Consider the following 14,413-nt stretch of genomic DNA (forward strand, 5'->3'; position numbering starts at 1 on the left):
GCTTGCGGCTTCCTCGATCAACGCGGCGCGTCGGGATGCCAGCCGAGGATGACGAGCATGACGAAAAATCCTACGACATAGGCGACCGCGATCGGCCAGCCCTGGCTGACCCAGCGGCCAACCGATTTTGCTTCCGGATACATGTTCGACAGCGCGACGCCGGCGGATGAGCCGAACCAGATCATCGATCCGCCGAAGCCGACGGCATAGGCGAGATAGCCCCAATCATAGCCGCCTTGCTTCAGCGCCAGCGCGGTCAGCGGAATATTGTCGAATACCGCTGAGACGAAGCCGAGGCCGAGCGCCGTCGGCCATGACGCGGCGGGAAGCTTTTCGACCGGCATCATCGAGGCCGCCGTCACCAGCGCGAGCAGGAAGACCGTGCCTTTGACCGTCTCCGGCATTACCGACCAATCCGGCTTGCGCAACGCCGCCGTCAGCAGGATCACGATCCAGACCGCGATGCCGAGCACGGGAACGATGTCGAGCAGGGCGGGGAATTTCAGATTGGCGGTGATATTGGCAGCTAGCGCCGCGACGAGAATGGCTGCGACGATGAACACTCTGGTGTAGTCGATCTTCAGTCCGCTCGGAGGGTTCTTCACGATCGGGGAATAGCGGTGTTGCTGCAGCGATGCGGGTACCGCGAAGATCAGCATGGCCGCCACGGCGGCGATATAGGCTTCGACGACGGCGAGGGGACTGATCCCGGCGATCCACATCATGGTGGTTGTGGTGTCGCCGACGACGCTGCCGGCTCCTCCCGCGTTCGACGCCGCGACGATGGCCGCGAGATAGCCGATATGGACCTTGCCCTGGAAAACATGCCGCGCCACCGTGCCGCCGATCAGCGCCGCGGCGATATTGTCGAGGAAGCTCGACAGCACGAACACCAGCATCAGCAGGACGACGCCGCCCTTCCAGTCGTCCGGCAGCAGCGCCGGCATTTCGTCGGGAATCCGGCTGTCCTCGAAATGCCGCGACAGCAACGCAAATCCCGTCAGCAGCAGGAACAGGTTGGCCAGCGTCACCCACTCATGCGCCATGTGGTGGCCGAGGCCGCCAAGGCCGGCGCCGAATTTGAATCCGGTGAAGATCAGCTTGTAGACGATGATGGCCGACAGGCCCGTCAGCGCGACGGGCAGGGTGTGGTGATGGAACAGCGCGACGCCGAGCAGCGTGAGCGCGAACAGGATGAAGTCGACGGGTATGCCGAAAACGAGCATGATCTAGATTACCCCCACCACATTTCCGAACGCGCTGGATTTCCCACACCACCGTTCCGCTACCAGCGGTAGCGCAGGACCCAACCCCACTCAATGCCACTAAAGGCCACGCAACGTTCAGTTCAGCGATTTCAGCCAGGTCGCGATGTCGCTCGCAGCGGCGTTGGCCTGTTGCAACAGCTTGCCCATGGTGAAAAAGCCGTGGAATTGACCGGGAAAGTGTTTGTAGGTCACGGGCACGCCGGCTTGCTTCAGCCGCGCGGCGAACTCATCGCCTTCGTCGCGCAGGGGATCGGCGCCGGCGGTCAGCACATAGGCCGGCGGCAATCCAGACAGCGTCTTGGCGCGCGCCGGCGAGGCCCGCCAATTATCGATGTCGTCAGCGCCGCTCAGATAGTGGTTGCAGAACCATTTGATGACGGAGTGCGTCAACAGAATGCTGGTCTCGGGCTCGCTGTGCGAGGGATGCTTCATGGCAAAGTCGGTCGCAGGATAAATCAGCACCTGGCCGGCGAGTTTTGGCCCGTCGCCATCACGCGCGGCAAGCGCGACGACGGCGGCGAGATTGCCGCCGGCGCTGTCGCCGCCGACCATCAGGCGCGCAGCGTCGATGCCGAGGTCCTTTGCATTCGCCGCGACCCATTTGACGGCCGTGACGGCGTCGTCAACGGCGGCGGGGAATTTGTGTTCGGGGGCGAGGCGGTAATCGATCGAGATCACGATCAATTCGCCCTCATGCGCGAGCTTGCGGCAGACCACGTCGTGGGAATCGAGATCGCCGATCACCCAGCCGCCGCCATGATAAAACACCAGGCACGGCGCCAGGCCATCGGTCTTGCGCAATGCCTTCGGCGTGTAGACGCGGGCCGGAATCGCGCCATGGGGTGCCGGGATCGACAGCGGTCTTGCCGATTCCAGTTCCGGCGGCTCCGGGTTTGAGACGGGCCGGGCGGCCAGATACATCGCACGGGCCTCGGTCGGTGTTCCCGACTCGTAGGGCGGGCGGTTGGCTTCCTGAAAGGCCTTGTAGACGGCGGCGGCATCGGGATCGAGTACGACGGGCATGCGGGCGGAGACCTCTGTTTTTAGCCGTGTCATTCCGGGTTCGATGCTTTGCATCGCCCCGGAATGACGGAATCCTACGCGGCGGTGCGGCCGCCGTCGACGGTATAGGCGGAGCCGGAGACGTAGCTGGCCTCGTCGGAGGCCAGGAATGCCACGATGGAGGCGACCTCGGAAGCCTGTCCGAGCCGCCGCGCCGGAATCCGCTCGACCATCTTGTCGTGGGGCGGCGGCGCGTTGCCGCCATTGCGGCCCTGCATGATCGTCGACAGCATCCGGCTGTCGATCAGGCCGGGGCAGACGCAATTGACGCGCACGCCGGTGCCGGTGCATTCCCACGCCGCGCTCTTGGTGAGGCCGATCACGGCGTGCTTGCTGGCGCTGTAGACGGCGATGTGCGGCGAGCCCATCAGGCCCGCGATCGAGGCGGTGTTGATGATGCTGCCCTTGTTCTGTTTGAGCATCACCGGCAGCACATGCTTCATGCCGAGGAAGACGCCGACCACGTTGACGTCGAGCACTTTCCGAAAGCTCTCCAGCGAATATTGCGGGATCGGCTTGATATCGCCCTCGATGCCGGCGTTGTTGTAGAAGGCGTCGATGGTGCCGAACCGGTCGACGCTGGCGCGGACGTAGTCTGCGACCTCGTCCTCAACTGTGACGTCGGCGGTGATCGCGAGCGCCTCGGCGGAGGCCGGCAGGTCCCGGACGGCGGCCTTGAGATCGGCCTCCTTGCGGTCGACCGCGACAATGCGCGCCCCGCGCTCGGCGAGCAGCCTGATGGTGGCGGTTCCGATGACACCGGCCGCACCGGTGACGACGGCAACCCGGCCGTCGAGGCGAATTCGATCGGTCATTGGAGTTTCCTCTGGCTCGTCCGGTTGTCCCGGATTTTCATGGTTTTCGCGCAGGCGACCCGCGCGAAAGCTGATCGAAACCGACTATTTCATTTGTGGCGGGAGCTGACTAGTGCGGGTGGATTTGAAGCTCCCACGCATTTGCCGCGCGTTCGTCTGGGAGCTTCAAATCCAGTATCCGCACTAGAAAAGCTATTTTGGTAGTGTCCCAGTAATTCCGAAGTTCGTTCCGGAGGTGCCGCGAAAAAAGGCGAACTTCGGAATTGGGACACTACCGGCCGGGAAGGGCAGGAAACCGCCCTTTCCCCGCCCTATTTGCCGTGTTAACCGGTGGGCACGCGAGCGGCGGATAGATTGTACTATGTCGCGAGCCCGATTCGCCCTTTAAAGCCGCGCGAGAATGTTTCGAACCATTGCCCTGACCGGTTTTGCGGCCCTGGTGGCCGCCTCGACAATCTCGCTTGCGCCGCCGGCGCGCGCGCAGATCGGCAATATTTTTTCCGATCCGCCGCTGCGGCCGCCAGGCGCGATCCCGCGTGGCAATCCGCAACAGCAGCAGCTCGACGACGACGAGGAAGTGCCGGAATTGCCGCGCGGCCGGCTGTTGCCGACGCCGAATCGCCCCGCCCCGGGGCAGGGCGTGCCGCCGCCCGGAAGCGTGCAGACCCAGCCGCTGGCGCCGCCGCCCGGTACCACCGTGGCTCCGCAGGGCACCCAGCCGGGCATCGCGGTCGCGCCTCCGCAGCCGGGTGCGCCGGGCACCGCGCCGCCTGCGGCCAATGCGCTGCCGGGCCAGCCGCCAGGTGCTCGCCAGCCGAAGGGACCGGTGCCGCCGGCCTCGGCCAGCCTGCAGCCGGGCGATGAGGTGGTCAGCGAGCCGCCCGCACAGAAGATCACCAACAAGAAGGCGAGCTTCTCCGGCCTCGACAAGATCACCGGCCGCATCATCAATTTCGACGAGGACATCGGCGAGACCGTGCAGTTCGGCGCGCTGCGCGTGAAGACGTCCGCCTGCTACACCCGCCCCTCCACCGAAGCCGCCAACACCGATGCCTTTGTCGAGGTCGACGAGATCACGCTGCAGGGCGAGGTGAAGCGGATCTTTTCGGGCTGGATGTACGCCGCAAGCCCCGGGCTGCACGGCGTCGAGCACCCAGTCTACGACATCTGGCTGACCGACTGCAAAGGCCCCGACCAGACCATCGTCAGCGCGCAGCCTGAATTGCCGAAGCCGGCTCCGCCGCCCGCCGCCAAGCGCCCGCCGGCGCCGAAGCAGGCCGCGCCGCGTCCGCCGCCGTCGGGCCTGCCGCCGCAACCGCAGTTCCAGCAGCAACCGCCGCCACAGCCGCAGCAGCAGCGGCCTGGTGGGCTGTTCGGTGGATTGTTCGGGAACTAGGCCACCGTCCTCATAGCTGGATGAATTGGTGTGGCATGCCCAAAACAGCCACACGTGGGCCTCATTGCGGAGCCCCCTGATACGTCGTCCGCGTCGCCTGCAGTGCGGGCGGGGCTGTAGCGGCCTTGGCGGCAGAAGCGGATGGCGCCGGCGTGGCACTCGCCACCGGCTTCGGCGGCGGCGGCGTAAAGATCGACGTCACCACACGCTCGCGCAGCAGCTCGCTCTGTTCGGGAAACCACATGCCCGAGGGGCTTGCCGCGTTGGCGCGCTCGGCAAAGGCGTGGCTGAGGCCGAATTTCTGCAAGCGCGCTTGCTCGCGGGCAATCACGACGCGCTGTTCGTTCGCAGTCATGCCGCGGAAATAAGGCTGGTGGAAGCCAAGCCTTGCGCTCGCGTGCAGATGGCGTTGCTTGCCGCCGAGGAACATGATGGTGCAGGCGGAGGCGCATTGCTGGGTGACGTAGGTAGAGAGGCCTCGCGCCTTGATCAGGTCGGCGATCTTTTGCGCCTCCGCGATCCGCCCGCCGTTCGAGTTCAGCCGCACCGTGCGCACGTTGTCCATCGCTTTCAGCATGGTCTCGAACTCCTTCGCCGTGCCGAACGAGATGCCGCCGGAGAAATCCAGCATCGTGCCGTTGTTCAGCACCTTGAACTGGTGCGACGCGAGGCGCGTGTCGCCCGCTACGATCTCGTAGATGCCGAGGCTTTGCGGGATCGCGACGAACAGGAGACTGTAGACGAGGTGGAGCGCGCCAAGCCCGATTATCACCTTGGCGGCAACGCCCCAGAAGCGCTTTCCCGCGCGGCGGTAGGCCGTCGCCGCGCGCCAGACGCCAACCCCGCCCCAGATCGTGAACAGGCTGATTACGCCCCAGGTCAGGCCGAGCGATATCAGCCAGTATACCGGCTGCTCGATGGCACGCAGGTCGACCGCCGCGCTCAGCGCACCAAGCGCAAGGCCGACGCCGATGCCGAGCAGCAGATAATTGATCCAGTACGACCGGGGCAGCGAGAGCTCGCCGCGCCAATGCCGCGCCATGAAGTTCTGCGCCGGCTGCCTGGGCAGCGGCGGCGGCAGGGGAGCAATGAAGGTAAGCGGCGGCGGCGCGTTGCCAACAATCTGGTCGGCGCCGTGGTTCGCGGCGGACGTTTCGAGGGGGCCGGCCGCTAGTGTCAGCGCATTGCTCATCGGAGCGATCCCTGTCGTTGCCGGAGGCGGAGCATTTCCACCAGCCGTGAGAACAGGGATAGGAGAGGGCGCGGGAAGGTGCTGTGACTGATGTCACAATCCAGAACAGGGACAAGGTCCTCAGCCGCGCGCCGCGATGATCGCGAGTGCGTCGGCGCCGCTGACAGGGCGGTCGGACGGCAGTTTCAGGAAATTCGCCGGCTCGCCCGCCATCGCTCTGTCCAGCATGGTGCGATAGCGGCGCCTGGAAATTTCGACGGCGCCGAAACTGCGCAGATGTTCGGTGACGTATTGCGTGTCGAGCAGCTCGAACCCGCCTTCGATCAGCCGCGCCACCAGATGCACCAGCGCCACCTTCGAGGCGTCGCGGGCAGTATGGAACATGCTCTCGCCGAAGAAGGCGCGGCCGAGGCTGACGCCATATAATCCGCCCACCAGATCGTCGTTCTGCCAGACCTCGACGCTGTGGCAGTGCCCGATCTGGTACAGCCCGACATAGAGATCGCGGATCCGCTTGTTGATCCAGGTGTCGTCGCGTCCCGCCTGCGGCGCCGCGCAGCCTGCAATGACCGCCTTGAAGGCGGTGTCGACGGTGACGGTGAAGGCGTCCGAGCGCACGGTGCGCGCCAGCCGCGAGGCGATGCGAAAGCCGCCGAGCGGGATCAGCCCGCGCATTTCCGGCTCGACCCAGAACAGCGTGGGATCGTCGGCGCTTTCGGCCATTGGGAAGATGCCGCAGGCATAGGCGCGCAGCAGCACCTCGGGCGTGATTTCGGAAGCAGCAGAGTCGCGCGATGTCATGGCGGCAGAATAGCAGGGAGCCGGTCCTCTATGCTATGCCTTGAAAAAAGCGGTCGCACAGCCTGGATACCAGGAAAGGACAAGTACGGCCGCCGGGAGGACTATCTGGAGGAAACAAAATGAACCGACGACGCTTCCTGCAAACCTCGATTTCAACCGCTGCAGCCGCCATATTGCCTACCGCCTCGCGCGCACAGCAGTACCCAAGCAAAATCATCCGTTTTCTTGTCGGATTCCCTCCGGGCGGCTCAGCCGATTTGACGATGCGTCACTTTGCACATCGGCTCGATGCAGTGCTGGGCGCCAAGCACTTGATCGAGAACGTTGCCGGCGCATCTTCGACACTCGCGGCGGTGCAGACCCTGCGCGCCGAACCGGATGGACATACGCTGTTTCTCGGCTCGAACGTCTCCCAGGTGATCGCGCCGACGATGCTGAAATTATCGTATGATCCGCTGACGGCGCTTGCGCCGATTTCCCAGGTTACAACGAGTTCGAGTCTGGTCGCCGTATCAGCCGGGTATGGCGTGAAGAACTGGGCAGAATTTTTGGCGAAAGCAAAAGGTGAGCGTGACGGCGTGTTCTACGGTACTTCCAACGTCGGCTTCCAGATACCGGCCGTCCAGATCTCCAAAATCGCCGGGATCAAGCTTGTCAATATTCCCTTCAAGGGCGGCGCTGAAACCGTTACCGCTGTTCTGGGTGGCAACATTCCGATGATCATCGGAACGCCTCCAACGATCCTGCCGCATGTCAACTCCGGTGCACTTGTAGCGTTGTGCGCAACGAGCGCGGAGCGCTCCTCCGTGATGCCGGATATTCCGGGGGCCAACGAGATTGGCCTCAAGGGAATGAATTCGGTTGGATGGTTTGGCCTCTTCGCACCTGCGAAAACCCCTGTAGCCGCCGTGACGAAGCTGCACGCGGCAAACCAGTCGGTGATAGGCGACAAGTCGCTGCAACAGGCCCTCGGCAAGGACGGTTTGGAGCTCCGGGGCTCCGCGAGTCCGGAGGGCTTTGCGAGCTTCCAGAAAAAAGAATTTGAAGAGAACGCAGCGATTATACGCGAGGCCGGACTTGCGCCGAGCTAGGCGCGGCGGGGGCGCTCTTCTAGCGGGTCGCGATTCAAATTCCGCAAAAGGCATACGACCCTTCGGCGGCTTCATTCGGCTACGGCTTTCGGCTTGGGCACGGGCGCGTTGACGCGGCGGAAGCGGACTATGATGCGGGTCCCGGCATGGTCAGGATCGCGCGCGACGTCGGCTTCGAGTTTGGACGCCATGGCCGAGACGATACGCTGTCCCATGCCGGTGGAACGAGGGTCGGCCTTGGCGTTGAGGCCGACGCCGTCGTCGGCGATCGAGAGCAGGAGATGGTCGCTGGAGGCCTTGAGCTCGACATGGATCGGGCCGGCGCCGTCGGGATAGGCATATTTGACGGCGTTCATGATCAGCTCGTTGACGATGATGCCGATCGCGACCGCGCGGTCGGGATCGATCTCGATCGGTTCGGCCTTCAGCGTCAGCCGCGACATCCGGTTGCCCTCGGCGGAGCGCCGGAGGTCTTCCAGCAGCGCGTCGAGATACTGGTTCAGCAGCACGCTCTTCAAATCGTGCGAAGTGTAGAGCCGGCGATGGACCTGGGCGACCGCGGCGACGCGCCCCATCGCATTGGTGAGCGCCGCCTTGACGTCTTCCTGGGTGGCGGAATTGGCCTGCAGGTGCAACAGCGAGGCGATGATCTGCAGAGAGTTGCCGACGCGGTGGTTGACTTCGCGAAGCAGCACCTCGCGCTCGGCCGCCAGCGCCGCGTAGCGGTCGCGCGAGGCGTGGACTTCGGCCTCGGCCTCGTCGCGGGCTCGTTGAATCTCGGCCCGCCGCAACGCGCCGGTGACCGCGACCTGGAGCAGGGGAATGAAATCGCCCTTCACATCCTTGACCAGATAATCGGCCGCTCCCGCCTTCAGCGCGGTGACTGCGATCGCCGAATCCTGCGAGGCCGTGACGAACACCACCGGCGGCGCGCCCGGGATCGCCAGGATCCGCTCCAGCGTTTCGAGCCCGTCGAGACCGGGCATGTACTGGTCGAGCGCGATGGCATCGATGCCGCCCTGCGCCAGCCGGTCGAGGCCGTGCTGGCCGTCGGCGGCATGCACGACCTTGAAGCCGAGCCGCGTCAGGCCGCGATCGACCAGCCGCGCCAGTGCGGCGTCGTCGTCAATGTAAAGCAGTGTCGGCGTGGCTGTTGTCATGTGGCGGCCGGCGGTACCTGGATGACGGAGAAGAACAGGCCAAGCTGGCGAATGGCGTTGGCGAAGCTTTCGTAATTCACCGGTTTGGTGATGTAGACGTTGCAGCCGAGGTCGTAGCAACGCTTTATTTCATGGGAATCGTCGGTGGTGGTCAGCACCACGACCGGGGTCGCTTTCAGATATTTGTTGTCCTTGACCTGGCGCAGGATATCGATGCCCGACGCGTCCGGCAGGTTGAGATCGAGCAGGATCAGCAGCGCGTTGCCCTTGTGAACGAGGCCGGTTCCATCCTTGCCGAACAGGTAGTTCAGCGCAGCTGTACCGCTGGTGAAGGGGATGATCTCGTTGTTGACGCCGGAACGGCGGATGTTCCGCTCGATCAGGCGGGCGTGCCCCTCGTCGTCCTCGATCATGATGATGGTGACTGGATTACTCATGACTGTAGGTTCCGGTTACGAATGGTCCAATTGATCGGCAGTGTAATCGTGAATGTGCTGCCATGATGAAGTTCCGAGGCGACCGACATGGTTCCACCGAGCCGCCGCACCAGCGCGCGGACATGCGCAAGCCCGATGCCTTGCCCGGGTTTGTCCTGGGTTCCGGCGCGGCGGAACAGCTCGAAAATGCGCTGATGATCCTTGGGATCGATGCCGCGGCCGTTGTCAGTGATCTCGAAAATCGCAAAACCGAGCTTGGTGCGGCCGCGCACCTGGATGTCGCCGGGAACGCCGGGCTTGAGATATTTCAACGCGTTGTCGATCAGATTGGAGAAAATCTGCTCCAGCGCGAGGCGGTCGCTGACGATATTCGGTAGCGGTTCGATCCGGAACTGCGCCTCGGCTTCCGCGGCCTGATGCGCCACCGTTGCGACAATGCCCTCGATCAGTTCGCGGGTCTCGATCGGCACCGGCTCGAATTCGCGCCGGCCTTCGCGGGTGAGGTTTAGGATGGCCGAGATCAGCCGGTCCATCTTGGCGATCGAGGATTTGATGAATTCCAATGCCTCGGAGAAATCTTCCGAGAGTTGCTTGTCGGGTCCTTCGAGAACGGGCTCGGCGCGATCGGCGGCGTTATCCGCCGTCGCCGGCGCGGGGGATTGCTCGCGCACGAGGGCTGCCATCCGTTTGAAGATGTCGCTACGCAGTTCCTCGAGTTCGCTGGTGAAGCCCATGATGTTGACCAGCGGCGAGCGCAGGTCGTGGCTGACGATATAGGCGAAGCGCTGGATCTCATCATTGGCTTCGCGCAGATCGGCGGTGCGCTCGTCGACCGTTGTCTCGAGGTTGATGTAATTGTCGCGCAATTGCGTTTCGGCGTCGTCGCGGGCACGCGAGGAGCGGCGTACCTGGAAAATCGCGATGCCGGCGAGCGCGATCACGAGGCCGGAGCCCGCCACCGTCACCGCCGAGGCCAGCTGCTGCGTCCAATCCGCGGTCGCGGTGCGCTGAGCGAACAGCCGGTCCTCCTCGGCGCGCATCGAATTGCTGAGGTCGCCGATTTTCTGGACAGCGTTGCTGGCGCCGGTCTCGCGCAGCATCGCGATGCCGCCGGCGAGATCGTTGCGTTTAACGAATTCGATGGCCTTGGCAAATTCGGCAAGCCGGGCTTCGACCGGCGCGCGCAACTGTCGGGCGTTCTCGGCCTGGACCGGATTGTCTGATGTTAACCGGGCCAGCTTGTCGACATCGGGAAGGATGGTCGCGGTGGCGGACTCGTGCTCGATCAGGAAGCGCGGCTCCGAGGTCAGGAGATAGCCGCGTGCCGAGCTTTCGGCGCGGCGAATCTGCAATAGCAGGGTCGAGAGCTGGTTCACGACTTCGACCGTTTTCACGACCTTGCCGCTGTCCTTCCGGGCCTCGTGAACCAGGATGACGGATAAGGCGCTGATCGCCACCAGCACCAAAAATCCCGCCGCAAGCAGCAGGATTTGGCCAATGGCGCGCCGCCGCTGGGCATCAGCCGTCACAATGATCTCGCGTCATACCGAATGCAGGCCGCCCTGGCAAAAAGACCCCAATATGTGCCAACGCCCCGGGAACCGGCGGGTTCCTTGCGTGGCCGGAGTATTTTTCAGCAGGGCGCCATTCGGGAAGGCCTCCATTCAGGAGGCTTTGGTCTCCGCCGCCTGGCCGGCGAGGTACTGCTCGAGCCAGTGGATATGGTAGTCGCCGTCGATGATGCCGGGTTCGCGGACCAGGGCACGGAACAGCGGCAGCGTGGTCTCGATACCTTCGACCACCATCTCGTCCAGCGCGCGGCGCAGCCGCATCAGGCATTCGCCGCGGGTCTTGCCGTGAACGATCAGCTTGCCGACCAGCGAGTCGTAATAAGGCGGGATCACATAGCCCTGATAGACGGCGGAATCGATCCGGACGCCGAGGCCGCCGGGGGGATGGAATTGCGTGATCTTGCCCGGCGAGGGACGAAACGTCTGCGGGTTTTCCGCGTTGATGCGGCACTCGATGGCGTGTCCGATGATGGCGATCTCGTCCTGCGCCGCCGGCAGGTCGCCGCCGGCGGCGATACGGATCTGCTCCAGCACGAGGTCGATATCGGTGATGCTTTCGGTGACGGGATGTTCGACCTGGATGCGGGTGTTCATTTCGATGAAATAGAACTCGCCGTCCTCGTACAGAAACTCGATGGTGCCGACACCGAGATATTTCATGTCCTGCATCGCCTTGGCGCAGGTGGCGCCGATCCTGGCGCGCGCGGCGGCGGAGAGCACCGGCGAGGGGCCTTCTTCCCAGACCTTCTGGTGGCGGCGCTGCAGCGAACAGTCGCGCTCGCCGAGATGGATCGCGCCGCCGCGGCCGTCGCCCAGCACCTGGATTTCGATGTGGCGCGGTTTGGTCAGGTATTTCTCCAGATAGACCGAAGCGTCGCCGAACGCGGACTTGGCCTCGTTGGAGGCGGTCGACAGCGCCATCAACAGCTCATCAGCGCTGCGCGCGACCTTCATGCCGCGTCCGCCGCCGCCGGCGGCCGCCTTCACCAGCACCGGAAAGCCGATCGCCTTGCCGATCGCCATCGCGTCGTCGTCGGGGCCGACCGCGCCCTCGGATCCCGGCACCACGGGAATGCCGAGCTTCTTGGCGGTCTTCTTGGCTTCGATCTTGTCGCCCATCAGGCGGATGTGCTCGGCCTTCGGGCCGATGAAATGCAGATTGTGCTCGGCGAGGATTTCGGCGAAGCGGGCGTTTTCGGACAAAAAGCCGTAGCCGGGATGCACGGCGTCCGCGCCGGTGATCTCGCAGGCCGCCAGCAGCGAGGGGATGTTGAGATAGCTGTCCTTGGACGGTGGCGGCCCGATGCAGACGCTCTCGTCGGCAAGCCGCACATGCATCGCGTCGGCGTCGGCGGTGGAATGCACCGCGACGGTGGAGATGCCGAGCTCCTTGCATGCGCGCAGCACGCGAAGGGCGATCTCGCCGCGGTTGGCTATGAGGATTTTGTCGAACATCGTTCCCGCTTTGCTCCGTCATCCTGAGGAGCGCGCTCTTTCTTGCGCGCCTCGAAGGATGGGCTACGTGCACCGTCCTCTGTCATCCTTCGAGGCTCGCCGAAGAGGGCTCGCACCTCAGGATGACGTCGCGTTGTTATTCAATAATTACCAGCGGTTCGCCGAATTCGACCGGCTGGCCGTCCTCGACGAGAATCTGCGTCACGGTGCCCGCGCGCGGCGATGGAATTTGGTTCATCGTCTTCATTGCTTCGATGATCAGCAGGGTCTGTCCCACCGACACCTTGGTGCCGACCTCGATGAACGGCTTGGCGCCGGGTTCGGGCGACGAATAGGCGGTGCCAACCATCGGCGAGGGGACCGCGCCCGGATGCTTGGCGAGATCGGCGATCGCTGCCGGCGTCACGCTCGCGGCCGATGCCGCGTGCGCCGACGGGGCCTGCTGGTAACTCGCCGGCATCGAAGCCGTGACGGTGATGTTGCGCGCCACGCGTACCCGCAGGCCGGCGCGCTCGATCTCGATTTCGCTGAGGCTGGTTTCATCCAGCAGCAACGCCAGTTCGCGGATCAGCGCACTGTCGTCGCTCTTGAAGTTTGCGGCTGATTTGGTGTCAGGCTTGCTCGCCATATGCGGGATCCGAAATGCTCTGGGTGATGACGGCTGAAGCGCCAGGCTCTTGATGTCAGGACTTTGATGTCAGGATTTGGCCTGGGCGCCGATTTTGGCGGCAAGGCCGTTGATGGCGAGCCGGTAGCCGTCGATGCCGAAGCCGCACAGGGAAGCAAAGGCGGCCTTGGCCGTAAACGAATGATGCCGGAAACTCTCGCGGGCGTGGATATTGCTGATGTGCACTTCAACGGTCGGGATCTTCACCCCGACCAGCGCGTCGTGCAGCGCGATCGAGGTGTGGGAATAGCCGCCGGCATTGATGATGATGCCGGCCATTTGCTTGACGCGGGCCTCGTGGATGAAATCGATCAACTCGCCTTCGCGGTTCGACTGCCGGCAATCGGCGTGCAGGCCAAATTGCGCCGCCGTTTCAGCGCACAGTTTCTCGACATCGGCCAGCGTCGCGTGGCCGTAAGTCTCCGGCTCCCGCGTCCCCAACAGATTGAGGTTCGGGCCGTTGAGCACAAGGATTGTCGGAGCTGAGGCCTGGGCCATCCGGATTCCAGCAAAAGGGGGCGGTAGGTCGCGGGGTTATAGGTAACAACGCGGCCAAGGGGAAGCCTGATAGGGGTTTTGAACACCCTTCAAAGGCCTCATCCGATTCATAAAAAGCTCGGTGGAACCTACGGAAATCGCTTCGTTAACCAAGGTTGAAGGCAGCTGCCTTGGCCGTCGCCTGGCCATCGGCCGATCACCAGCGGTTCTGCAGCCGCAGGCTTTCGGCGAGGTCGCCGCGGAAATTGTGCTGGCCGAGATGCTGCAGCTTGCATTGCAGGTCGACCCAGACCTTGCCGCCGATGTCGATCCAGCGGCGGCAGAACGCGTAATCCTCCGACAAATAGCGGCCGGAATCCGGATCGACCATGCAGTCGAAGAACAGCCAGTGCAGATGCGCCTCCGGATGGCCCGGCGGCCCGTCCGGCGTGTATTTGAGCTCGGGATATCTCTCCATCATGCGCGTGAAGACCTCGCGCTTGATGCACATGAAGCCGGTCGGCGCTTCCGCGACCTCGACGAAACCGTCGGCGTCGGCATAGGAACTGACCTTCTCGGTGCCATGGCCGATCGGATTGAACGGATATTCGGTGTAGCGGTCCTCGAACTGCCCCCGCGTGGTGCCGGCCGGCAGGCCGGCGGCGGGCCAATTGAAATTCTTCATCGGATAGACGCCGGCGGTGACGTCGCGGTCGATCAAGAGCAGCCGACACACCGATTGCGGCGTGAAAGTGATGTCGGAGTCGATCCAGAACAGATGGGTCAGCGTCTCGTCGGACAGGAACTTGCGCACCATGTTGTTGCGCGAGCGGGTAATCAGGCTTTCCGAATGCATGTGCAGCATGCAGCGCAGCCCGAACCGGTTGCAGTGATGGGTGAGCTCGAAGATGCTGGTGACGTAGTGCATGCTGACCGCCGAGATGTAGCAGGGCGTCGCGAACATCACGTTCATCGATTTCAGGGCTTCGTCGGGTAGCATGCTCGGTCACTCACTCGCTTC

General features: G+C 63.8%; 14 protein-coding genes. 2 read left to right on the forward strand and 12 right to left on the reverse strand.

Annotation, left to right across the window (positions count from 1 at the left end; genetic code table 11):
* Positions 1 to 17: 17 nt before the first annotated feature.
* From ACSQ84_RS06745 to ACSQ84_RS06755, 3 genes are all read right to left on the reverse strand, one after another.
* Positions 18 to 1,226 (reverse strand): citrate transporter, encoded by a 1,209-nt coding sequence (locus tag ACSQ84_RS06745; protein WP_436210836.1) that lies wholly within the window; start codon positions 1,224 to 1,226, stop codon positions 18 to 20.
* 117 nt (positions 1,227 to 1,343) lie between these two features.
* Complete coding sequence (locus tag ACSQ84_RS06750; RefSeq protein WP_436210837.1) at positions 1,344 to 2,291, reverse strand: alpha/beta hydrolase; 948 nt, start codon at positions 2,289 to 2,291, stop codon at positions 1,344 to 1,346.
* A gap of 74 nt (positions 2,292 to 2,365) precedes the next feature.
* The gene (locus tag ACSQ84_RS06755; RefSeq protein WP_436210838.1) at positions 2,366 to 3,145 is read right to left on the reverse strand and encodes an SDR family NAD(P)-dependent oxidoreductase; all 780 of its coding nucleotides are present in this window, start codon (positions 3,143 to 3,145) and stop codon (positions 2,366 to 2,368) included.
* A 400-nt stretch (positions 3,146 to 3,545) separates the two neighbouring features.
* Between ACSQ84_RS06755 and ACSQ84_RS06760 the strand changes: the two genes are divergently transcribed.
* Positions 3,546 to 4,541 (forward strand): DUF2155 domain-containing protein, encoded by a 996-nt coding sequence (locus ACSQ84_RS06760; RefSeq protein ID WP_436210839.1) that lies wholly within the window; start codon positions 3,546 to 3,548, stop codon positions 4,539 to 4,541.
* 61 nt (positions 4,542 to 4,602) lie between these two features.
* Here the strand turns inward: ACSQ84_RS06760 and ACSQ84_RS06765 are convergent, their stop codons facing one another.
* Positions 4,603 to 5,733: an ATP-dependent Clp protease proteolytic subunit gene (locus tag ACSQ84_RS06765; RefSeq protein WP_436210840.1), complete on the reverse strand. Its 1,131-nt coding sequence runs from the start codon at positions 5,731 to 5,733 to the stop codon at positions 4,603 to 4,605.
* A gap of 120 nt (positions 5,734 to 5,853) precedes the next feature.
* Positions 5,854 to 6,534 (reverse strand): leucyl/phenylalanyl-tRNA--protein transferase, encoded by a 681-nt coding sequence (gene aat / locus ACSQ84_RS06770; RefSeq protein ID WP_436210841.1) that lies wholly within the window; start codon positions 6,532 to 6,534, stop codon positions 5,854 to 5,856.
* 119 nt (positions 6,535 to 6,653) lie between these two features.
* Between aat and ACSQ84_RS06775 the strand changes: the two genes are divergently transcribed.
* Positions 6,654 to 7,625, forward strand: coding sequence for a Bug family tripartite tricarboxylate transporter substrate binding protein (locus ACSQ84_RS06775; RefSeq protein ID WP_436210842.1), 972 nt, complete (start codon positions 6,654 to 6,656; stop codon positions 7,623 to 7,625).
* A 71-nt stretch (positions 7,626 to 7,696) separates the two neighbouring features.
* Here the strand turns inward: ACSQ84_RS06775 and ACSQ84_RS06780 are convergent, their stop codons facing one another.
* The 7 genes from ACSQ84_RS06780 to ACSQ84_RS06810 all read right to left on the reverse strand — a co-directional run bounded on the left by ACSQ84_RS06780 (position 7,697) and on the right by ACSQ84_RS06810 (position 14,392).
* The gene (locus ACSQ84_RS06780; RefSeq protein WP_436210843.1) at positions 7,697 to 8,785 is read right to left on the reverse strand and encodes a sensor histidine kinase; all 1,089 of its coding nucleotides are present in this window, start codon (positions 8,783 to 8,785) and stop codon (positions 7,697 to 7,699) included.
* Positions 8,782 to 9,222, reverse strand: coding sequence for a response regulator (locus ACSQ84_RS06785; protein ID WP_436210844.1), 441 nt, complete (start codon positions 9,220 to 9,222; stop codon positions 8,782 to 8,784). Before ACSQ84_RS06785 ends, ACSQ84_RS06780 begins: the two co-directional genes overlap by 4 nt.
* Positions 9,219 to 10,751: a sensor histidine kinase gene (locus ACSQ84_RS06790; RefSeq protein ID WP_436210845.1), complete on the reverse strand. Its 1,533-nt coding sequence runs from the start codon at positions 10,749 to 10,751 to the stop codon at positions 9,219 to 9,221. The genes ACSQ84_RS06785 and ACSQ84_RS06790 overlap by 4 nt, the downstream gene beginning before the upstream one ends.
* Positions 10,752 to 10,886: 135 nt before the next feature.
* Positions 10,887 to 12,248 (reverse strand): acetyl-CoA carboxylase biotin carboxylase subunit, encoded by a 1,362-nt coding sequence (gene accC / locus ACSQ84_RS06795; RefSeq protein ID WP_436210846.1) that lies wholly within the window; start codon positions 12,246 to 12,248, stop codon positions 10,887 to 10,889.
* Positions 12,249 to 12,384: 136 nt separating this feature from the next.
* Positions 12,385 to 12,876: an acetyl-CoA carboxylase biotin carboxyl carrier protein gene (gene accB / locus ACSQ84_RS06800; RefSeq protein ID WP_436210847.1), complete on the reverse strand. Its 492-nt coding sequence runs from the start codon at positions 12,874 to 12,876 to the stop codon at positions 12,385 to 12,387.
* Positions 12,877 to 12,945: 69 nt separating this feature from the next.
* Entirely contained in the window at positions 12,946 to 13,413 is a 468-nt protein-coding gene (gene aroQ / locus ACSQ84_RS06805) for a type II 3-dehydroquinate dehydratase (protein ID WP_436210848.1), read from the reverse strand.
* A 196-nt stretch (positions 13,414 to 13,609) separates the two neighbouring features.
* Positions 13,610 to 14,392, reverse strand: a complete 783-nt coding sequence (locus tag ACSQ84_RS06810) for a hypothetical protein (RefSeq protein WP_436210849.1) — start codon at positions 14,390 to 14,392, stop codon at positions 13,610 to 13,612.
* Between the last annotated feature and the right edge of the window lie 21 nt (positions 14,393 to 14,413).

Origin of the sequence: Bradyrhizobium sp. LjRoot220, assembly GCF_964252915.1 — a bacterium.
GTDB lineage: Bacteria > Pseudomonadota > Alphaproteobacteria > Rhizobiales > Xanthobacteraceae > Bradyrhizobium.